The following is a 21,517-nucleotide window of genomic DNA, read 5'->3' as shown; positions in this document are numbered from 1 at the left end:
ATGAATGCGCGCGAGCTGTGGCTGAAGGATGCGTTGTCGGAATTGATGGAGGTCGATGTGGCGCAGATCTCGGCGACACGGACCTTCGCCGAGCAAGGGGTCGATTCGCTGATCGGTTTGCGCCTGACCCGCAAGCTCGAAGAGTCGCTAGGCTTGGAGGTCGACCTTGAATGGCTGTTCGACCATCCCAGCATTCGCGAACTGGCGCAGTTCCTTGACTCGCATTTTGGCGTGCTCGATGCCATGCCGGCCCGGCCGAACCATGATCGCAGGATCGATGCATGAAGCACGATGCGCAGGCAGGGCCATGGATGCCGCTGTCGGCTGCGCAACGTAGCCGTTGGTTCCTCTATCGGCTCAATCCTGATGCACAGGGTACCCACAACAACGCCTTCGCTGCGGCTGTCCACGGAGTACTCGCGCCGGACCAGCTTGCGCGCGCTTTACGGCAGCTTGCCCTGCGCCATCCAATGCTGCGGGTCCGCTTTCGCGAGCAAGCCGGGGAAGTCGAGCAGTCGGTCGCGCATTCCGCGGATGTGCCGCTGATCCTCGATGACGTCGCGTCGCTCGACGAGGCGGCTTTGTTGCAGCGCGTGCGGGACGATGCCGCGCAGGCCTTCGATCTTTTCCGGCAGCCGCCGGTCCGGGCGGGTTTATACCGCCGCGCGGACGAAACGCAGATCCTGCTGCTGACGTTCGACCATATCGCCGTCGATGGCTGGTCCTACTGGCGCTTGCTGGAGGAGCTGGGGGGGCTGCTTGGCAGCGGCGCGGTCGAGTGGGAGGCGCCGGATGCCGAGGCAGACTACGAGGACTATGTTCGCTGGCAAGCGCAATGGTTGCAAGGCCCCGCAGCGCAGGCGCAGCGTGCCTACTGGAAAGACGCGTTGCATGGCGCGGCACAGAGCCTGCAGCTTCCGGCGGATCGGCCATTGGCAGCCGCCTCGGGCCAGCTGGGCGAGATCGTATTGACGATCCCACTTTCGTTGAGTCTTGGCCTCCATGCGTTGGGGAGGCGTCATGCAGGCACGCTTTACACGACGCTGCTTGCCGCCTACACGATCCTGTTGCATCGCTATTGCGGCCAGGACGACATTTCGATTGGCTCGCCGATGCCTGGACGTAGCCGTTCCGAGTGGGATGGCGTGGTCGGCGACTTCGTCAATCCGATCGTATTGCGCTCCTCGTTGCCGCAGGACGCGAGCGTTGCGGATGCGCTGCGCACGGTGCGCAATACCGCGTTGCGCGGGATGAAGAACCAGGACTATCCCTTCGCATTGCTGGTCGAAGACCTGCATCCCCTGCGGATCGCAGGGCAGCATTCCTTCTACCAGACCATGTTCGTGTTCCAGAACGCCAGGCACGGCGGCGGCCTGCGCAGCTTGTGGGGCGGAATGGAGGCCGGTGGCCCGGTCGCGTGGGGTGGCGTCGGGCTGGCCTCCTATCCCGCGTGCCGCAGCGGCGCCAACGACGCCATTCCCCTGCTGCTGGAGACGATCGAGTTGGAAGAAGGCATCCGATGCGCCTTCAAGTTCGATCAGGCGTTGTTCGAACAACAGACGGTCGAGCGCCTGAGCCGCGCGTGGCTGACCCTGCTGCAGGGGTTGGTCGCCGATGATGCGCAGCTGGTTGCGCGCTTGCCGCTGCTGCCCGAAGCGGAACGCGAATTGGTGCTGCATGGGTTCAACGCTACGCAGGCGGAGTACCCGGAGGTGCCGATCCACACGCTGTTCGAGGCGCAGGCAGCGCAGCAGCCGCAGGCGCTCGCGCTGGAGTGCGGAGACCGGCGGCTGAGCTATGGCGAGTTGAACGCGCGTGCCAACCAGCTGGCGCACCGGCTGATCGCGTTGGGGATCACGCCTGACGATCGTGTCGCGATCTGCATGCAACGCAGTGCGGACATGGTGGTGGGGCTGCTGGGCATCCTCAAGGCGGGCGGCGCCTACGTGCCGTTGGATCCTGCCTATCCCGCCGAACGGCTGTCCTACATGCTGGCCGACAGCGCACCGGTGGCGCTGCTGACCCAGGCGGCACTGGTGGAAATGGTCCGCGCGCTCGATCCCGCAGGCACCGCGCTGGCGGTGGTGGCGCTGGATGACGACATCACCCTGGATGCGCAGCCCGTCCATGATCCGAGCATCGCGGAGCTGACATCGCGACACCTGGCCTATGTGATCTACACCTCCGGTTCCACCGGGCGGCCGAAGGGGGTGATGATCGAGCACGCCAACGCAGCCAATCTGTTGGCGTGGGCGCAGGCAAACTTTTCGGTCGAACAATTGGCGACGACGCTGCTGGCGACCTCGATCAATTTCGATCTAGCGGTGTTCGAACTGTTCGTGCCGCTGAGCACGGGCCGGACGGTTCGGCTGGTCGCGGATCTGGTGTCGGCAGGTCCCGCGCTGGTCGGAACGACGCTGGTCAATACGGTGCCCTCGGCGATCGCGGCGGTGCTGGACGGCAATGGGCTGCCGGCGACGGTGACGGCGGTGAACCTGGCCGGCGAGCCGCTGAAGCGGGCGTTGGTGGAGCGGGTGTTCGCCGCGAGCCAGGCACAGATGGTGGCCAACCTGTACGGCCCGTCGGAGACGACGACCTATTCGACGTGGACGGCGATGACGCGGGCCGGCGGGTTCGTGGGCCATATCGGTCGCCCGATCGCCAATACCCGGGTGTATGCGCTCGGCGCGCATGGCGAGCCGGTGCCGATCGGTGTGGCCGGGGAACTCCATATCGGTGGTGCGGGCGTGGCGCGTGGCTACTTGAACCGGGCCGACCTGACCGCCGAGCGGTTCCTGGTCGACCCGTTCGTGGACGACGCGAACGCGCGGATGTACCGCACTGGCGACCTGGGCCGTTGGTTGCCTGACGGCAATATCGAATACCTGGGGCGCAACGACTTCCAGGTAAAAGTGCGCGGCTTCCGGATCGAGCTGGGCGAGATCGAGGCCCGGCTGTCCGAATGCGACGGGGTACGCGAGGCAGCGGTGTTGGCGCGCGAGGACGCGCCGGGCGAAAAACGACTCGTCGCCTACCTGGTGGCGGAAGAAGGCGCCGAACCGTCGGCCGTAGCGCTGCGCGACGCGCTATCGCAGGCGCTGCCGGAGTACATGCTGCCGAGTGCATTCGTGATCTTGCCAGCGTTGCCGTTGACGCCCAACGGCAAGTTGGACCGCCAAGCGTTGCCGGCGCCGGATCGGGACGCAGTGGCGAGCCGCGCCTACGCAGCACCGGAAGGCGAGGCCGAGCAGGCGATCGCGACGATCTGGCAGGATCTGCTGGGCCTGGAGCGGGTGGGGCGTCACGACCATTTCTTCGATCTGGGCGGACATTCGTTGCTGGCGGTGCGGCTGGTGACGCGCGTGCGTGCGGCGCTAGGGGTGGAACTGGCGTTGCGCGAGGTGTTCGCGCAGCCGGTGCTGGCAGCGCTGGCCAAGAGCGTGTCCGTGGCAGTGGCTTCCCTGCATGAGGCGATCGTGCCGGTGGACCGTGCGGGCTCGTTGCCGCTGTCCTGGGCGCAGCAACGGCTGTGGTTCCTCGATCGGCTCGACCATGCGGCAGGCGCGGCGTACCACATCCCCGCAGCGCTGCGGTTGAGTGGCGGCTTGGACCGTATCGCGTTGCAGAAGAGCCTGGATCGCGTGGTGGCGAGGCACGAGAGCCTGCGCACGACCTTCGTCAGCGTCGAGGGCGAGCCGCAACAGGCCGTCGCAGCGGCGGACAGCGGGTTCGCGCTGACCGTGCATGACCTGCACGCGTTGGACGCCATAGCGCAGGAACGGGCGGTGGCCGAACTGAGCATCGCCGAAGCGCGCGCTCCGTTCGATCTGGCGCGGGGCCCGCTGATCCGTGGACGCCTGCTGGTACTGTCCGCACAACAGCACGTGCTGCTGGTGACCCAGCACCACATCGTCTCCGATGGCTGGTCGATCGGGATCCTGGTGCGCGAAATCAGCGCACTGTATACCGCCTTCCTGCAGGGCGAAGCGGATCCGTTGCCGGCGCTGCCGGTCCAGTACGCGGACTATGCAGCGTGGCAGCGGCGTTGGCTGCAGGGCACCGCGTTGCAGGAGCAGCTCGCATTCTGGAAGAACCAGTTGCGCGACGCGCCTGCGCTGCTCGAACTGCCGACCGATCGGCCGCGGCCGATGTCGATGAGCTATCGCGGCGGCAGCCTGCCCGTGCGGTTGCCGGCTGAAGCGGTCGACGCGGTCCGTTCATTGTCGCAACGCCACGGCACGACGCTGTTCATGACGTTGCTGGCCAGCTGGTCGGCGTTGCTGGCGCGGCTGAGCGGCCAGGACCAGGTGGTGATCGGCAGCCCGGTGGCGAACCGGCAGCGGGCCGAGGTCGAGCCGCTGATCGGCTTCTTCGTCAACACGCTGGCGCTGCGCGTGGACCTGCGTGCCGATCCGAGCGTGGCCGAGTTGCTGGCGCAGGTCCGCACGACCCTGCTGGACGCCTATGCGCACCAGGACCTGCCGTTCGAGCAGGTGGTGGAAGCGGTGCAACCGGTGCGCAGCCTGAGTCATAGCCCGGTGTTTCAGGCGATGCTGAGCTTGAACAACACGCCAAGCGATGGCGGCTTGCGATTGCCTGGACTCGCCGTTGCGATGGTAGAGACGGGCACGCCTAGCGCGCAATTCGATTTGTCCTTGTCGCTGAACGAGACGACGGACGGACTGGTGGGCGCGCTGGTGTATGCGCAGGACCTTTTCGAGCCCGCCACCGTGGAACGGCTGTTGGGGCATTGGCAGACGCTGTTGATCGCAATGGCGGCCGACGCGGTGCAGCCGGTCAGCCGGCTGCCCTTGCTGTCGGCGGACGAGCGCAAGCAGGTGCTGGCCGGCTTCAACGCTACCGAAATCGACTATCCGCGGCATGCGCTGATCCACACGCTGTTCGAAGCGCAGGCCGCGCAGCAGCCCCAGGCGCTCGCGCTGGAGTGCGGGGACCAGCGGCTGAGCTATGGCGAGTTGAACGCGCGTGCCAACCAGTTGGCGCACCGCCTGATCGGGTTGGGCGTCACGCCCGACGACCGCGTCGCGATCTGCATGCAACGCAGTGCGGACATGGTGGTGGGGCTGCTGGGCATCCTCAAGGCCGGTGGCGCCTACGTGCCGCTGGATCCGGCCTATCCCGCCGAACGGCTGGCCTACATGCTGGCCGACAGCGCACCGGTGGCGTTGCTGACCCAGGTCGCACTGGTGGAGACGGTCCGCGGGCTCCGTCCCGCCGGGGCCGCGCTGGCGGTGGTGGCGCTGGATGACGACGCCGCGCTGGATGCGCAACCCGTCCATGATCCGAGCGTCGCGGGGCTGACACCGCGACACCTGGCCTATGTGATCTACACCTCAGGTTCCACCGGGCGGCCGAAAGGGGTGATGATCGAACACGCGCCCGTGGTGAATTTGTGGACAGAACTGGAGCACTCGGTCTTCGGCATGCTGTGCGCCGAAGAGCGTGTCGCGTTGAACTCGTCGTTATCGTTCGACGCCTCTGTTCAAACATTGACCCAACTCCTGTCCGGCCGCTGCGTCGTCGTGATTCCGGAAGCTGTCCGGATCGATACCGGCGCGTTGCTGCAATTCCTCAGCCGGCAGCGGATCGGAGCGTTCGACTGCACGCCGGCGCAACTGCGATTATTGCTGGACGCCGGCCTGCTTGAAGGATCCGTCGCGTCATTGAAAGCCGTGCTGGTCGGCGGTGAAGCCATTGCGCCAGGCATGTGGAGGACACTGAGCCAGTCCGCATCGATCCGCATCTTCAATGCCTACGGCCCGACGGAGTGTACGGTCGAAAGCACCATTGCCGTCGTCAACGGAGCCGGAGAATTCCCGCACATCGGCCGCCCGATCGCCAATGCACGGGTCTACATTCTCGATGCACGAGCACAGCCAGTACCTGTCGGGGTAGCCGGGGAACTCCACATCGGTGGTACAGGCGTGGGACGCGGCTACCTGAACCGGCCCGACCTGACCGCCGAGCGGTTCCTGTCCGACCCGTTCGTAGACGACACGGACGCGCGGATGTACCGCACTGGCGACCTGGGCCGTTGGTTGCCTGACGGCAGCATCGAATACCTGGGACGCAACGACTTCCAGGTGAAGGTGCGTGGCTTCCGGATCGAGCTGGGCGAGATCGAGTCTGCGCTGACTGCGTGCGCCGGGGTAGGCGAGGCCGTGGTATTGGCGCGCGAGGACGTGCCGGGGGAAAAACGGCTCGTCGCCTACCTGGTGGCGGAAGAAGGCGCCGAACCGTCGGCCGTGGCCCTGCGCGACGCGCTGTCCCAGGCACTGCCGGAGTACATGCTGCCGAGTGCGTTCGTGATCTTGCCAGCGTTGCCGCTGACGCCCAGCGGCAAGCTGGACCGCCAAGCGTTACCGGTGCCGGATCGGGCCGCAGTGGCGAGCCGAAGCTACGCAGCGCCGGAAGGCGAGGCCGAGCAGGCGATCGCGGCGATCTGGCGGGAGCTGCTGGGCTTGGAGCGGGTGGGGCGGAACGACCATTTCTTCGAACTGGGCGGGCACTCGTTGCTGGCGGTGCGGCTGGTGACGCGCGTGCGTGCGGCGCTGGGGGTGGAACTGGCCTTGCGCGAAGTGTTCGCGCAGCCGGTGCTGTCGTCGTTGGCATGTGCGATTGCCGCGGCCGCGGCGACGGCGCAGAGCGCAATCGTGCCGGTGGATCGCACAGGCGTCCTGCCGTTGTCCTGGGCGCAGCAGCGGCTGTGGTTCCTGGACCAGTTGGATCATGCGGCGGGCGCGGCGTACCACATGCCGGCGGCGCTGCGTTTGAGCGGAACGTTGGACCGCGCCGTGTTGCAAGCGAGTCTGGATCGCGTTGTGGCGAGACACGAGAGCCTGCGCACGACCTTCGCCAACGTCGAGGGCGAGCCGCAGCAGATGATCGCCCCGGTAGGCAGCGGGTTTTCGCTGGCTGCGCGGGATCTGCGGGAACTGGACGCCGTGGCGCAGGAAGCGGCGATCGCCGAACTGAGTAGCGCCGAAGCGCGCGCGCCGTTCGACCTGGCACGCGGCCCCTTGATCCGTGGCCAGCTTTTGCAGTTGTCAGAGCGCGAACACGTGTTGCTGGTGACCCAACACCACATCGTCTCAGATGGCTGGTCGATCGGGGTGTTGGTGCGCGAAGTGAGCGCACTGTATGCCGCCTTCCGCCAGGGTACTCCCGACCCGTTGCCTGCATTGCCGGTCCAGTATGCAGACTACGCCGCATGGCAGCGGCGCTGGCTGCAGGGCGCCGCCCTGCAGGAACAGCTCGCGTTCTGGAAAAGCCAGTTGGGCGATGCGCCGGCATTGCTGGCGCTGCCGGCCGATCGAGCGCGGCCGGCGGTCCAGAGCTACAGGGGCGAACATATCGCAGTGTGCCTGCCGCAGGCATTGAGCGAGAAGCTGTACGGCCTGTCGCAGCGCCATGGTACGACCTTGTTCATGACGCTGCTGGCCAGTTGGTCCGTGCTGTTGTCGCGGCTGAGCGGCCAGGACCAGGTGGTGATCGGAAGCCCAGTGGCGAACCGGCAGCGGGCCGAGGTTGAGCCGCTGATCGGCTTCTTCGTCAATACATTGGCGTTGCGCGTGGACCTCAGTGCCGACCCGAGCGTGGCCGAGTTGCTGGCGCGGGTCCGCGCCATGACCCTGGGCGCGTACGCGAACCAGGATCTGCCGTTCGAGCAGATCGTCGAAGCGCTGCAGCCAGAACGTAGCCTCAGCCACAGTCCGATTTTCCAGACGCTGTTGACGCTGAACAACACTGGCTCCGATGCACTCAGCTTGCCGGGACTGCTGCTCTCCACGATGGCTGCGGCGCAACAGACCGCGCAGTTCGACCTTGCGCTGTCTTTGGCCGAGACGACAGACGGCCTGGTCGGCAGCTTGGTCTATGCCGTCGATCTGTTCGACCACGGAACCGTGGAGCGAATGCTTGGATACTGGACGACGCTGCTCGAAGCCATGGTGGAGAACGACGCGCAAACCGTTGCGCGTTTGCCGCTGCTGTCGGGCGAAGAGCGCGCGCAGGTGCTGTACGCATTCAATGCGACGCAGGCCGCGTATCCGCAAGACGGATTGATTCATGGCGCATTCGAAGCGCAGGCGCAGGCACGGCCCGATGCGGTCGCGATCGAGTTCGGCGGAGAGTTCCTGAACTACGGCGAGTTGAACCGACGGGCGAATCACGTGGCATACCGCTTGATTGCCCTGGGAGTGGAACCAGACGACCGTGTCGCGATCTGCGCCGAGCGCAGCATCGAGATGGTGATCGGTCTGCTCGGCATCCTGAAGGCGGGCGGCGCCTATGTTCCGCTCGATCCGGTTTACCCGAGCGAACGCCTGGCGTACATGTTGTCCGACAGCGCGCCGAAGGCGGTACTGACGCAATCGGCGTTGAACGACCGGTTGCCGCTGTTGGCATCGATGCAGTGTCCGGCGATTGCGCTGGACGATTGCGATACGCTGGCCACGCAAGCCTCGCACGATCCATCGGTATCCGGCCTGACGTCGCGGCATCTGGCCTACGTGATCTATACCTCGGGTTCGACCGGGCTTCCTAAGGGCGTGATGATCGAGCACGCGAATGCGGCGAACCTGCTGGCATGGGCGCAGGCGAGCTTCACGCAAGCGCAGCTGTCGACGACGCTGCTGTCGACATCGATCAACTTCGACCTGGCGGTATTCGAGCTGTTCGTCCCATTGAGCGTCGGCGCGACGGTGCGGCTGGTGCGCGACCTGGTGTCGGCGACGCCGATGTTGGCGGGCACGACGCTGGTGAACACCGTGCCGTCTGCGATCGCGGCGGTGCTCGAATCGTCGCAGTTGCCGGCAACGGTGCGGACGGTGAATCTGGCCGGCGAACCGTTGAAGCGGACGCTGGTCGATAAAATTTTTGCATCGAGCCAGGCGCAATCGGTGGCCAACCTGTACGGCCCATCGGAGACGACGACATACTCGACATGGGTGGAGATGGCGCGTGCGGACGGCTTCGCGCCGCACATCGGCCGGCCGATCGCCAATACGCAGATCTACATCCTGGACGGGGAGGGCGAGGCGGTGCCGATCGGTGTGGCCGGCGAGATCCACATCGGCGGTGCCGGTGTTGCGCGCGGCTATTTGAACCGCCCGGACCTGACCGCCGAACGCTTCCTGGCCGATCCGTTCGCGCCAGACACCGGTGCGCGCATGTACAAGACCGGCGACCTCGGTCGCTGGCGACCGGACGGCACCATCGAGTACCTGGGCCGCAACGACTTCCAGGTGAAGATCCGCGGCTTCCGGATCGAGCTGGGCGAGGTCGAGGCCAGGCTCGCCGCCTGTGCGAACGTGCGCGAGGCGGTGGTGGTCGCGCGCGAGGACCTGGCCGGCGACAAGCGGCTGGTGGCGTATGTGGTGGCGCAGGACGGCGCCAGTGCACCCTCGATCGCCGCGTTGCGCGAGCAACTGGCGCAGGACCTGCCCGAGTACATGATCCCCAGCGCGTTCGTGCAGCTGCAGGCGTTGCCGCTGACGCCCAACGGCAAGCTCGATCGCAGGGCCTTGCCGGCCCCCGACCTGGACGCGGTCGCGAGCCGGGCCTACGAGGCGCCCGTCGGCGCGACCGAACAGGCGATCGCCGAGGCCTGGCAGGAACTGCTGGGACTCGAACGTGTCGGCCGCCACGATCACTTCTTCGAACTGGGCGGACACTCGCTGCTGGCGGTGCGGCTGGTGACGCGCCTGCGCGGCGCGCTGGGCGTGGACCTGGCGTTGCGCGACGTGTTCGCGCAGCCGACCCTGTCCGGGCTGGCGCGGGTCGCCTCCAGCGCGGAGGCGTCGACGCATGGCGCGATCGTGCCGGTGGACCGCAGCGCACCGCTGCCGCTCTCGTGGGCACAGCAACGGCTGTGGTTCCTGGACCAGCTAGATCATGCCGCGGCGGAGGCCTACCACATTCCCGCCGCGTTGCGGTTGACCGGGGAGCTGCACCGCACCGCCTTGCGCGCGAGCCTGGACCGGATCGTGGTGCGGCACGAGAGCCTGCGCACGATCTTCGCCAGTGCCGATGGCGCGCCGCACCAGGTCATCGTCTCTGAAGGCATCGGCTTCGCCCTGCTCGAACACGACCTGCGTGCGATGGAGGCATCGGCGCAGGCCGCGACGCTGGCCGAGCTGAGCGCCGAAGAGGCACGCGCGCCGTTCGACCTGGCGGCCGGCCCGCTGATCCGCGGCCGGCTGCTGCAGCTGGCCGACGATGACCACGTGCTGCTGGTCACCCAGCACCACATCGTCTCCGACGGCTGGTCGATCGCGCTGCTGATCCGGGAACTCGGCGCGCTGTATGCGGCCTTCAGCCAGGGCGAGGCCGATCCGCTGGCGCCGCTGCCGATCCAGTACGCCGACTATGCGGCATGGCAACGGCAGTGGCTGCAGGGCGATGTGCTGCAGCGGCAGATCGCCTTCTGGCGCGAGCACCTGGCCGGGGCGCCAGCCTTGCTCGAACTGCCGAGCGACCGGCCGCGCCCGGCCACGCAAAGCTACCGGGGCGATGCGGTGGAGGTACGCCTGGGGCAGGAACTGACGGGGGCATTGCATGCCTTGTCGCAGCGCCACGGCGTGACCCTGTTCATGACGCTGCTGGCGGGGTGGTCGGCGCTGCTGTCGCGCATGAGTGGGCAGGACGAGGTGGTGATCGGCAGCCCGATCGCGAACCGGCAGCGCGCCGAGGTCGAGCCGATGGTCGGCTTCTTCGTCAACACGCTGGCGTTGCGCGTGAAGCTGGATGCGGACCCGAGCGTGGCCGAGTTGCTGGCGCAGATCAAGGCGACGACGCTGGGCGCGTACGCGCACCAGGACCTGCCGTTCGAACAGGTGGTCGAAGCGCTGCAACCCGCGCGCAGCCTCAGTCACAGTCCACTGTTCCAGGCACTGCTGGCGCTGAACAACACCAGCGCCGATGCGCTGCGCCTGCCGGGGCTGATGCTATCCACGATCGATGTCGCGCAACGGACCACGCAGTTCGATCTCACCTTGTCCCTAGTCGAGACGGCAGACGGACTGGTCGGCAGCTTGGCCTATGCGGTCGATCTGTTCGACCAGGTCACCGTGCAACGGATGTTCGGGCATTGGACGACGCTGCTCGAAGCGATGGTTACCGACGATGCGCAAAGCCTGAGCCGCCTGTCGCTGCTGTCGCTGGGCGAACGCCAGCGCATCCTGGCGGGATTCAACGCTACACGGGTCGAGCATCCGCACGACAAGACGATCCACGCCTTGTTTGAAGCGCAAGCCGCACGGCATCCGGATGCCGTCGCGGTCGAGTGCGGCGATGGACGGCTGAGCTACGGCGAACTGAACCATCGCGCGAACCGACTGGCGCACCATCTGGCGGCGCTCGGCGTGCGATGCGACGAACGCATCGCGTTGTGCATGGAGCGTGGTATCGAGATGGTGGTCGGCGTGCTCGGCATCCTGAAGGCAGGTGCGGCCTACGTGCCGCTGGACCCAGACTACCCGCCCGAGCGGCTAGCCTTCATGTTGAGCGACAGTGCGCCGGTCGCGCTGCTGACCGATACGGTGCACGCGGAGCGGCTCTCTGTGCTGAATCCGCCACGCATGGTGGTGCTGGATGGTGCGGACGATCGGAGTGCGATCGCGAAGTATCCACAACACGATCCGCAGGTGAAAGAGCTTGCGCCACATCATCTTGCCTACGTCATCTATACCTCGGGTTCGACCGGGCGGCCGAAGGGTGTCATGGTCGAACACCGGCAGCTCGTGGCTTCGACGCTGGCGCGCACGCATGCGTACTCGAAGTACGAGCGTTTTCTGCTGCTGTCCTCGATCGCGTTCGACAGTTCGGTTGCCGGAATCTTCGGCACCTTGGCCAGCGCGGGCACCTTGCTGATTCCGGAGGAGGTATCCGCGCGGGACCTGGACGCGATCGCGGCTCTGGTCGAACGACTCCAGGCCACGACGCTGCTTTGCGTGCCTTCGCTCGCGCGCTTGATCCTGGAACATCTTAGCCGGCATACAGAGCGAAGCTTGCGGGAGATCATCGTCGCTGGCGAGACCTGTCCGCCTGCGTTACGGGACATGGCCGCAAGCTTCGTGCCGACGTTGACGCTCTACAACGAATACGGCCCGACCGAAGCCACCGTGTGGGCGACGCTGTATCGCGCCAGCGCAGGCGATGGCGGTCCTGTGCCGATCGGCCGACCTGTCGCGAACACGCGCATCTATGTGCTCGATCGGCATGGCGCGTTGCTGCCGGTCGGCGTCGCAGGCGAACTCCATATCGGCGGCGCCGGCGTGGCCCGTGGCTATCTGGGGCGCCCGGACCTGACCGCTGAACGCTTCCTTGCCGATCCGTTCTCCAACGATGCCGATGCCCGCATGTACAGGACAGGCGACATGGGCCGCTGGTTGGCGGACGGCAACCTCCAGTATCTCGGCCGCAACGACTTCCAGGTAAAGATCCGCGGATTCCGCGTCGAACTCGGCGAAATCGAGGCGAAACTCTCTGCTTGCGCAGGCGTGCGCGAAGCGGCTGTGATCGTCCGCGAGGATGTAGCGGACGACCGGCGCCTGGTGGCCTATGTTGTGGCGCAGCCGGGCATGGCGCCGTCGGCCGCGGAGTTGCGCATGCAACTGTCGCAGGACTTGCCGGAGTACATGATCCCGAGTGCCTTCGTCGGCCTGGATGCGCTGCCGCTGACGCCCAACGGCAAGCTCGATCGCAAGGCCTTGCCCGCGCCCGACCAAAGCGCGATCGCCAGCCGCGACTATCAGGCGCCAGTCGGCGACAGCGAGCAGATGCTTGCCGGGCTCTGGCAGGAATTGCTCGGCCTGAAGCAGATCGGTCGCGCCGATCACTTCTTCGAACTCGGCGGCCACTCGCTGCTGGCGGTTCGCCTGGTGGCGCGCCTGCGCGCGATGCTCGGCATCGATGTGCCGCTGCGCGACGTATTCGCGCGGCCGATCTTGTCGGAGCTGGCGCAACTTGTCTCTGGTGCGACCGTATCGTCGCAGGCTGCGATCGTGCCGGTACAGCGCGACATGGCGTTGCCGTTGTCGTGGGCGCAGCAACGGCTGTGGTTCCTCGATCAGCTCGATGACGGCGCCGGCGCGGCGTATCACATCCCGACCGCTTTGCGGCTGAGTGGGGTGCTCGATCAGGCTGCATTGCAGGCGAGCCTGGACCGGGTCGTGGCGCGGCACGAAAGCCTGCGTACGACATTCGTCAGCGTCGACGGAGAGCCGCGGCAAACGATCGCGCCAGCGGATTCAGGTTTCGCTTTGACTCGGCATGATTTGCGCGAATTGGAGATAGTCGCGCAAGCCATTGCCGTCGCCGAACTGAGCGAAAGCGAAGCGCGCGCACACTTCGACCTTGCGTGTGGTCCGCTGATCCGTGGACGCCTGCTGCAATTGGCCGAGCGCGAGCACCTGTTGCTGGTGACGCAGCATCACATTGTGTCGGACGGCTGGTCGATCGGCGTGCTGGTGCGAGAAGTCAGCGCCCTCTATGCCGCCTTTAGCCAGGGCCACGCCGACCCATTGCCCGCGTTGCAGCTGCAATATGCGGATTACGCGGCGTGGCAGCGGCAATGGCTGCAGGGTGATGCGCTGCAGACGCAGATCGGCTTCTGGCGCGACCATTTGCGCGGCGTGCCGACACTGCTGGAATTGCCGACCGATCGGCCGCGGCCCGCGCTGCAGCGCTACATCGGCGATCGTGCCCAGGTGCGTGTGCCCGAAGCGCTGACGGCCGCGCTGCGCACGCTGTCGGCGCGTCACGGCGCCACCTTGTTCATGACGCTGCTGGCCGGCTGGTCGACGTTGCTGTCGCGGCTGAGCGGCCAGCACGATGTCGTGATCGGCACGCCGGTGGCCAATCGCCAGCGCGCCGAAATCGAACCGCTGATCGGGTTCTTCGTCAACACGCTGGCACTGCGCGTCGACCTGTCGTCGGCTCCGAGCGTGGCCGAGTTGTTGGCGCAGATCAAGTCGACCACGCTCGGGGCCTACGCGCACCAGGATCTGCCATTCGAGCAGGTCGTCGAAATCCTGCAGCCCGAGCGCAGCCTGAGCCACAGTCCGGTGTTCCAGGTGCTATTGGCCTTGAACAACGTGCCTGCCGGCGAGGCTGCAACGCTTCCCGACTTGGCGCTGTCGGTCGTCGACGCTGCGCAGCAGACCGCGCAGTTCGATCTCGCGCTGTCGCTGACCGAAACAGCGGAGGGCCTGGTCGGCGGCCTGACGTATGCCGTCGACCTGTTCGACCGCGGCACCGTCGAGCGCATGCTGGACTGCTGGAAGACACTGCTCGAAGCGATGGTCGCAGGCGAGAATCAGTCCGTCGCGCGCTTGCCGCTGCTGTCGGCATCGGCGCGCGCGCAGGTGCTGACGGCGTTCAATGCGACGCAGTCGGCCTATCCATCGCACGAGACGATCCATGCCCAGTTCGAGGCGCAGGCGGCGCGAAACCCGGACGTCATCGCGGTGGAGTTCGACGGCGAGCAGTTGAGTTATGGCGAATTGAACCGCCGTGCGAACCGGCTTGCGCATCGCCTGATGCTGCTCGGGGTCGAACCCGACGCCCGGGTTGCGATCTGCGTCGAACGCAGCCTGGAGATGGTGGTAGGCGTGCTGGGTACGCTGAAAGCGGGAGCCGCCTACGTCCCGCTCGATCCCGCGTATCCGAACGAACGTCTCGCCTATGTCCTGGAAGACTGTGCGCCTGTGGCTGTGTTGACGCAGACGGCGTTGCGCGAACGCCTGCTTTCGCTGCATCTTGCGTCGTCGTCGGCAACCTGGCTGACACTGGACGACGCCGCGGTGCTGGCGGGCCAGCCTGATCATGACCCGTGCCCGCAGGGCTTGGCCTCGGATCATCTGGCCTACGTGATCTACACATCAGGCTCGACCGGCCGGCCGAAGGGTGTGGCGATGCCGCATCGGGCGCTGCGTAACCTGCTGGAATGGCAAGGTCTGCAGAGGTCTGAGGTTGTCGAGCATGAGCGCGTACTGCAGTTCTCCGCGCTCGGATTCGATGTCGCGTTCCAGGAGATGTTCTATACCCTGGGCTCGGGCGGATGCCTGATCCTGGTGAACGAAGCGATCCGGCAGGATCCGTTCGGACTGATCGGCTTCATCCAGGCTCATGCGGTGCAGCGCATCTTCCTGCCATTCGTGGCGCTGCAGGGGCTCGCGGCTGCCGTCGAGCATGCGCAAGTGGCCTTGCCGTCGCTGCGGGACGTGGTCACCGCCGGCGAGCAGCTGTTCGCCAATCCGGTGGTCAAGGCGTTCTTTGCAACGAATCCGGCCTGTCGGTTGCACAACCAATATGGCCCTACCGAAACCCACGTCGTCACTGCGTTGACGCTCTCCGGCGCGCCGGAGCAGTGGCCGGCGCTGCCGCCGATCGGCCGGCCGATCGCCAATACGCAGATCTACATTCTGGACGGGGCGGGGGAGGCAGTGCCGATCGGCGTGGCGGGCGAGATCCACATCGGCGGTGCCGGTGTTGCGCGCGGCTATTTGAACCGCCCGGACCTGACCGCCGAACGCTTCCTGGCCGATCCGTTCGCGCCAGACACCGGTGCGCGCATGTACAAGACCGGCGACCTCGGTCGCTGGCGGCCGGACGGCACCATCGAGTACCTGGGCCGCAACGACTTCCAGGTGAAGATCCGCGGCTTCCGGATCGAGCTGGGCGAGGTCGAGGCCAGGCTTGCCGCCTGTGCGAGCGTGCGCGAAGCGGTGGTCGTCGCGCGCGAGGACCTGGCCGGCGACAAGCGGCTGGTGGCGTATGTGGTGGCGCAGGATGGCGACAGTGCGCCCTCGATCGCCGCGTTGCGCGAGCAGCTGGCGCAGGACCTGCCCGAGTACATGATCCCCAGCGCGTTCGTGCACCTGCAGGCGCTGCCGCTGACGCCCAACGGCAAGCTCGATCGCAAGGCCTTGCCGGCCCCGGACCTGGACGCGGTCGCGAGCCGGGCCTACGAGGCGCCTGTCGGGGCGACCGAACAGGCGATCGCCGAGGTCTGGCAGGAACTGCTGGGACTCGAACGTGTCGGTCGCCACGATCACTTCTTCGAACTGGGCGGACACTCGCTGCTGGCGGTGCGGCTGGTGACGCGCCTGCGCGGCGCGCTGGGCGTGGACCTGGCGTTGCGCGACGTGTTCGCGCAGCCGACCCTGTCCGGGCTGGCGCGGGTCGCTTCCAGCGCGGAGGCGCCGACGCATGGCGCGATCGAGTCGGTGGACCGCAGCGCACCGCTGCCGCTCTCTTGGGCACAGCAGCGGCTGTGGTTCCTGGACCAGCTCGATCATGCCGCGGCGGCGGCCTACCATATCCCCGCCGCGTTGCGGTTGAGCGGGAAGCTGCACCGCGCCGCCTTGTGCGCGAGCCTGGACCGGATCGTGGCGCGGCACGAGAGCCTGCGCACGATCTTCGCCAGTGCCGATGGCCAGCCGCATCAGGTCATCGTCTCCGAAGACATCGGCTTCGCCCTGCTCGAACACGACCTGCGCGCGATGCCGGCATCGGCGCAGGCCGCGACGCTCGCCGAGCTGAGCGCCGAAGAGGCGCACGCGCCGTTCGACCTGGCGGCCGGTCCGCTGATCCGCGGCCGGCTGCTGCAGCTGGCCGACGATGACCACGTGCTGCTGGTCACCCAGCACCACATCGTCTCCGACGGGTGGTCGATTGCAGTGCTGATCCGGGAGCTCGGCGCGCTGTATGCGGCCTTCAGCCAGGGCGAGGCCGATCCGCTGGCGCCGCTGCCGATCCAGTACGCTGACTATGCGGCATGGCAGCGGCAGTGGCTGCAGGGCGACGTGCTGCAGCGGCAGATCGGCTTCTGGCGCGACCATCTGGCGGGGGCGCCGGCCTTGCTCGAACTGCCGACCGACCGGCCACGCCCGGCCACGCAGAGCTATCGCGGCGATGCGGTGGAGGTCCGCCTGGGGCAGGAGCTGACGGCAGCGTTGCACGCCTTGTCGCAGCGCCACGGCGTGACCCTGTTCATGACGCTGCTGGCGGGGTGGTCGGCGCTGCTGTCGCGCTTGAGCGGGCAGGACGAGGTGGTGATCGGCAGCCCGATCGCGAATCGGCAGCGCGCCGAGGTGGAACCGATGGTCGGCTTCTTCGTCAACACGCTGGCGTTGCGCGTGAAGCTGGATGCGGACCCGAGCGTGGCCGAGTTGCTGGCGCAGATCAAGGCGACGACGCTGGGCGCGTACGCGCACCAGGACCTGCCGTTCGAACAGGTGGTCGAAGCGCTGCAACCCGCGCGCAGCCTCAGTCACAGTCCGCTGTTCCAGGCTTCGCTAGATCTGCAGAATACGCCGCAAGGCGAGTTGCGGATGTCGGGGCTGATGTTGGCCATGCAGGAAACGCCAAGCCCGACGTCCCAGTTCGATCTGACCTTGTCACTGACCGAGCTGGATGGCGCGCTGTGCGGCGTGTTGAAGTACGCGACCGATCTGTTCGACCGTGCACGCATCGAGCGCCTGGCGGGCCATTTCGAGTTCCTGTTGCGGGCACTGGCGTCCGATCCGGCGCAGCGTGTCAGCGCATTGCCGCTGTTGAGCGACGCCGAGCGCCATCAATTGCTGGTGGCTTTCAACGCGACGGATGCCGATTATCCACGCGACGCATGCATCCACGCCTTGTTCGAAGCCCAGGTGCGGGAACGCCCGGACGCTGTGGCGGTCGCGTTCGAAGGCGAGCGCCTGAGCTATGACGAACTGAACCGGCGCGCGAACCGGCTGGCGCATCGACTAATCGCGCTCGGTGTGGCGCCGGGCAACCGCGTTGCGATCTGCGCCGAGCGCAATTCGGCGATGGTGATCGGCGTGCTGGGCATACTCAAGGCCGGCGGCGCCTATGTGCCACTGGACCCGGCGTATCCGGCCGATCGCCTGGCCTTCATGCTCGACGACAGCGCGCCGGTGGCACTGCTGGCGCAGTCCAACCTGTCAGGCCTGGCTGCCGCGTCACATGCTAACGGGGCCGCGCTTCCGGTGATTCTGCTGGATCGCGAGGAAACGCCGGCCGAGCATCCCACGTACGATCCGGTCGTGCCGGGCCTGACCTCGCACCATCTTGCCTACGTCATCTATACCTCGGGTACCACCGGGCAGCCCAAGGGCGTGATGGTGGAGCACCGCAGCCTGGTCAACTACGTCGTCGATGCGATGCGCCTGTTCGGCATCGTGCCTGGCGACATGGTGTTGCAGCAGAACTCCTTGAACTTCGACATATCGGTCGAAGAAATGCTGCCGGCCCTGTGCGGCGGCGCAGCCCTGGCGCCGACCAGCCGGATCTTCGGCAGCGACGACGAAGCAGCGCTGCCGCTCACCTTCGTGCACATCACCGCAGCGCATTGGCATACGCTGGTGACCCAATGGCAACGTGATCCGGGCCGAGCGCAGCGCCAGTTGCAGGGGCTGCGGCTGATCAACGTCACCGGCGACGCGCTGTCGACGCAGAAGCTGCAGGTCTGGGACGCGCTGCGCCCGCCCGCGTTGAAGCTCATCAACACCTACGGTCCCACCGAGACCACGGTCTCGTGCACGGCGGCGTACGTGCGCTACGATGAGTTCAACCAAGCGATGGCCAGCGCCACCATCGGGCGGCCACTGGCGAATACCCGGATTTATATCCTCGATGCGCATCTGCAGCCGGTGCCGCTGGGCGTCGCTGGCGAAATCTACATCGGTGGCGACGGCGTGACCCGCGGCTATCTGAACCGCCCGCAACTCACTGCCGAACGTTTCCTGCGCGATCCGTTCAGTGCGAACCCCACGGCACGCTTGTACAGGAGCGGCGATCGCGCACGTTATCGCGAAGACGGCAACATCGAATATCTGGGGCGCAACGACTTCCAGGTAAAGATCCGTGGATTCCGGGTCGAACCGGGCGAGATCGAAGCCAGGCTCGCGGCGTGCGCTGGCGTGCGCGAAGCGGTGGTGATCGCACGCGTGGGCCCGGCGGGCGACAGGCGTCTGCTCGCCTACGTCGTGCCGCACGACGGTGCGGCAGTGCCGGTGGCGGCATTGCGCGAGGAACTGCTGCAGGACCTGCCCGACTACATGGTTCCGAGCGCATTCGTGAGGCTGGATGCGTTGCCGCTGACACCGAACGGCAAGCTCGACCGCAAGGCGTTGCCGGAGCCCGATCAGGCCGCGCTGGCCAGCCGCGAGTACGAGGCACCGGTTGGCGATGCCGAATCCGCCGTGGCCGAGGTGTGGCAAGCGTTGCTGGGCGTGGAGCGCGTGGGACGTCAGGACCATTTCTTCGAACTCGGCGGGCATTCGCTGTTGGTGATCGGCCTGATCGAGCAGTTGCGCCGGCGCGGCTTCGGTACGGATGTGCGCACAGTGTTCATGGCGCCGACGCTGAGCGGCATGACGGCGCGGTTGTCTGGCGCTGTACCGGCACGGCGTACGGATGTACCCGCGAATCCGATTACCCAGGCGACCACGCGGATCACGCCGGAGCTGTTGCCGCTGGCACGCCTGACCCAGGACGAGATCGATGCCTTCGTCGCCGCCGTGCCCGGCGGGGTGGGAAACATCCAGGACGCCTATCCGCTGGCGCCGCTGCAGCAAGGCATCTTGTTCCATCATCTGCTCGAACGCGAAACCGGCGGCGACACCTATCTGTTGTGCACGGTCGCGGAATTCGACGAGCGCGCGCAGTTGGACGCGTTCCTGGCCGCGTTGCAGCGGGTGATCGATCGCCACGACATCCTGCGAAGCGCTGTGCATTGGGAAGGTCTAAGCAAGCCGGTGCAGGTCGTACAGCGGCGTGCGTCGCTGCCGGTGCACGAACTGGCGCTATCGGCGGACACGCCGGCATTGGCGCAGTTGCTGGCGCACACCGATCCGGGCCGGATCCGAGTGGATTTGCGGCGGGCGCCGCTCCTGGCTGCGCATGTCGTTCGCGACCCGGCCACTGGCCGTTGGCTGCTGGCGCTGCTGAACCACCACATGGTCTGCGATCATATCGCCCAGGATCTGATCCTGGCGGAAATCCAGACGCTGCTGGAAGGGCGCGAGGACGCATTGCCGCCGCCAATGCCGTATCGCGACTTCATCGCACGCACGATGGCGGTGCCGGAAGCCGAGCATGAGGCGTATTTCCGTGAGCGACTGGGGGACGTCGACGAGCCGACCGCGCCGTTCGGCGTGTTGAACGTGCAGGCTGACAGCGGCGGCAAGGTGGAAGAAGGGCGCCTGCGTCTCGACGACGCGCTGGCGAAGCGGATCCGCGACAGCGCACGGCGCGAGGGCGTGACGTCGTCGGTCCTGTTCCACGTCGCGTGGGCACAGGTGTTGGCGCAGTGCAGCGGCCGCGACGATGTGGTGTTCGGCACGGTGCTGTCCGGCCGCCTGCAGGAGACCGAAAGCACCGAACACGTGGTCGGCATGTTTATCAATACGTTGCCGATCCGCATCCGTCTGGCGGAGGCCAGCGTAGTCGACACTGTGCGCGAGACGTACCGGCAGCTGGGCGCCTTGCTGTCGCACGAACAGTCACCGCTGGCGCTCGCGCAGCGTTGCAGCGGCATCCAGGTGCCGCTGCCGCTGTTCACGGCGCTGTTCAACTACCGCCACAACCTCGACGACGCCGGTACGGTCGCGCCCGCGTGGGACGGCATGCGCGTGATCAGCGACGAGGTGCGCACCAACTATCCGTTGACGATGTCGGTGGACGATTTCGGGCAGGCCTTCGCGCTGGTGGTGCAATGCGGTGCGGGGATCGATCCGGAGCGGATGGTCGGGTATCTGGCCAAGGCTATCGAGGGGTTGGTGGATGCGCTCGAAGCCTCGCCGGCATTGCCGGTCCGTTCTGTGACGGCGCTGCCGGCATTCGAGCGCCAGCAGATGCTGTTTGCTTTCAACGCGACCGATACGGCATATCCGCATTTGGCGACGATCCACGGCCTGTTCGAAGCGCAGGCGGCGCGGCAGCCGGACGCGGACGCGCTGGAGTACGCCGGTGACCGGCTGAGCTACGCGGCGCTGAACCGACGCGCGAACGCGGTGGCGCATCGCCTGATCGCCATGGGCGTGACCCCCGGCGACCGGGTCGCGATCTGTGCCGAGCGCAGCCTGGCGATGGTGGTGGGCGTGCTCGGCGTGCTCAAGGCCGGGGCTGCCTACGTGCCGCTGGACCCGGCCTATCCGGCCGATCGGCTGGCCTACATGCTCGCCGACAGCGCACCGATGGCGGTGCTGACGCAAGCGGCGCTGCGCGCGCGGCTGCCGATGCTGGATGGACTCGACGTGCCGGCGATTGTGCTCGACGCGGAGGTCGACGACGCGGTGCTGGATGCCCCCAATCCCGTGGTCCCGAACCTGACCTCGCGCGAGGTGGCCTACGTGATCTACACGTCGGGCTCGACCGGCCAGCCGAAGGGGGTGATGGTCGAACACCGTTCGGCGGTGAACTTCTGGCAGGCGATGACGCGCACCACCCACCGCAGTTGCGGGCCGAACGCGCGGGTGGCCTTGAA

Annotated in this window: 2 protein-coding genes; both read left to right on the top strand. The window is 66.9% G+C overall.

Translation table 11 applies throughout. The features are described from left to right. Entirely contained in the window at positions 1 to 285 is a 285-nt protein-coding gene (locus VDQ83_RS09145; protein ID WP_455434680.1) for an acyl carrier protein, read from the top strand. Further along, the coding region (locus tag VDQ83_RS09140; protein ID WP_455434679.1) for a non-ribosomal peptide synthase/polyketide synthase at positions 282 to 21,517 on the top strand (21,236 nt) is incomplete at its 3' end. The genes VDQ83_RS09145 and VDQ83_RS09140, both read left to right, overlap by 4 nt.

The organism is Xanthomonas sp. WHRI 7945 (assembly GCF_035026585.1).
Note: the sequence above shows the minus strand (reverse complement) of the source record. Positions and strands in the feature narration are given on the sequence as shown.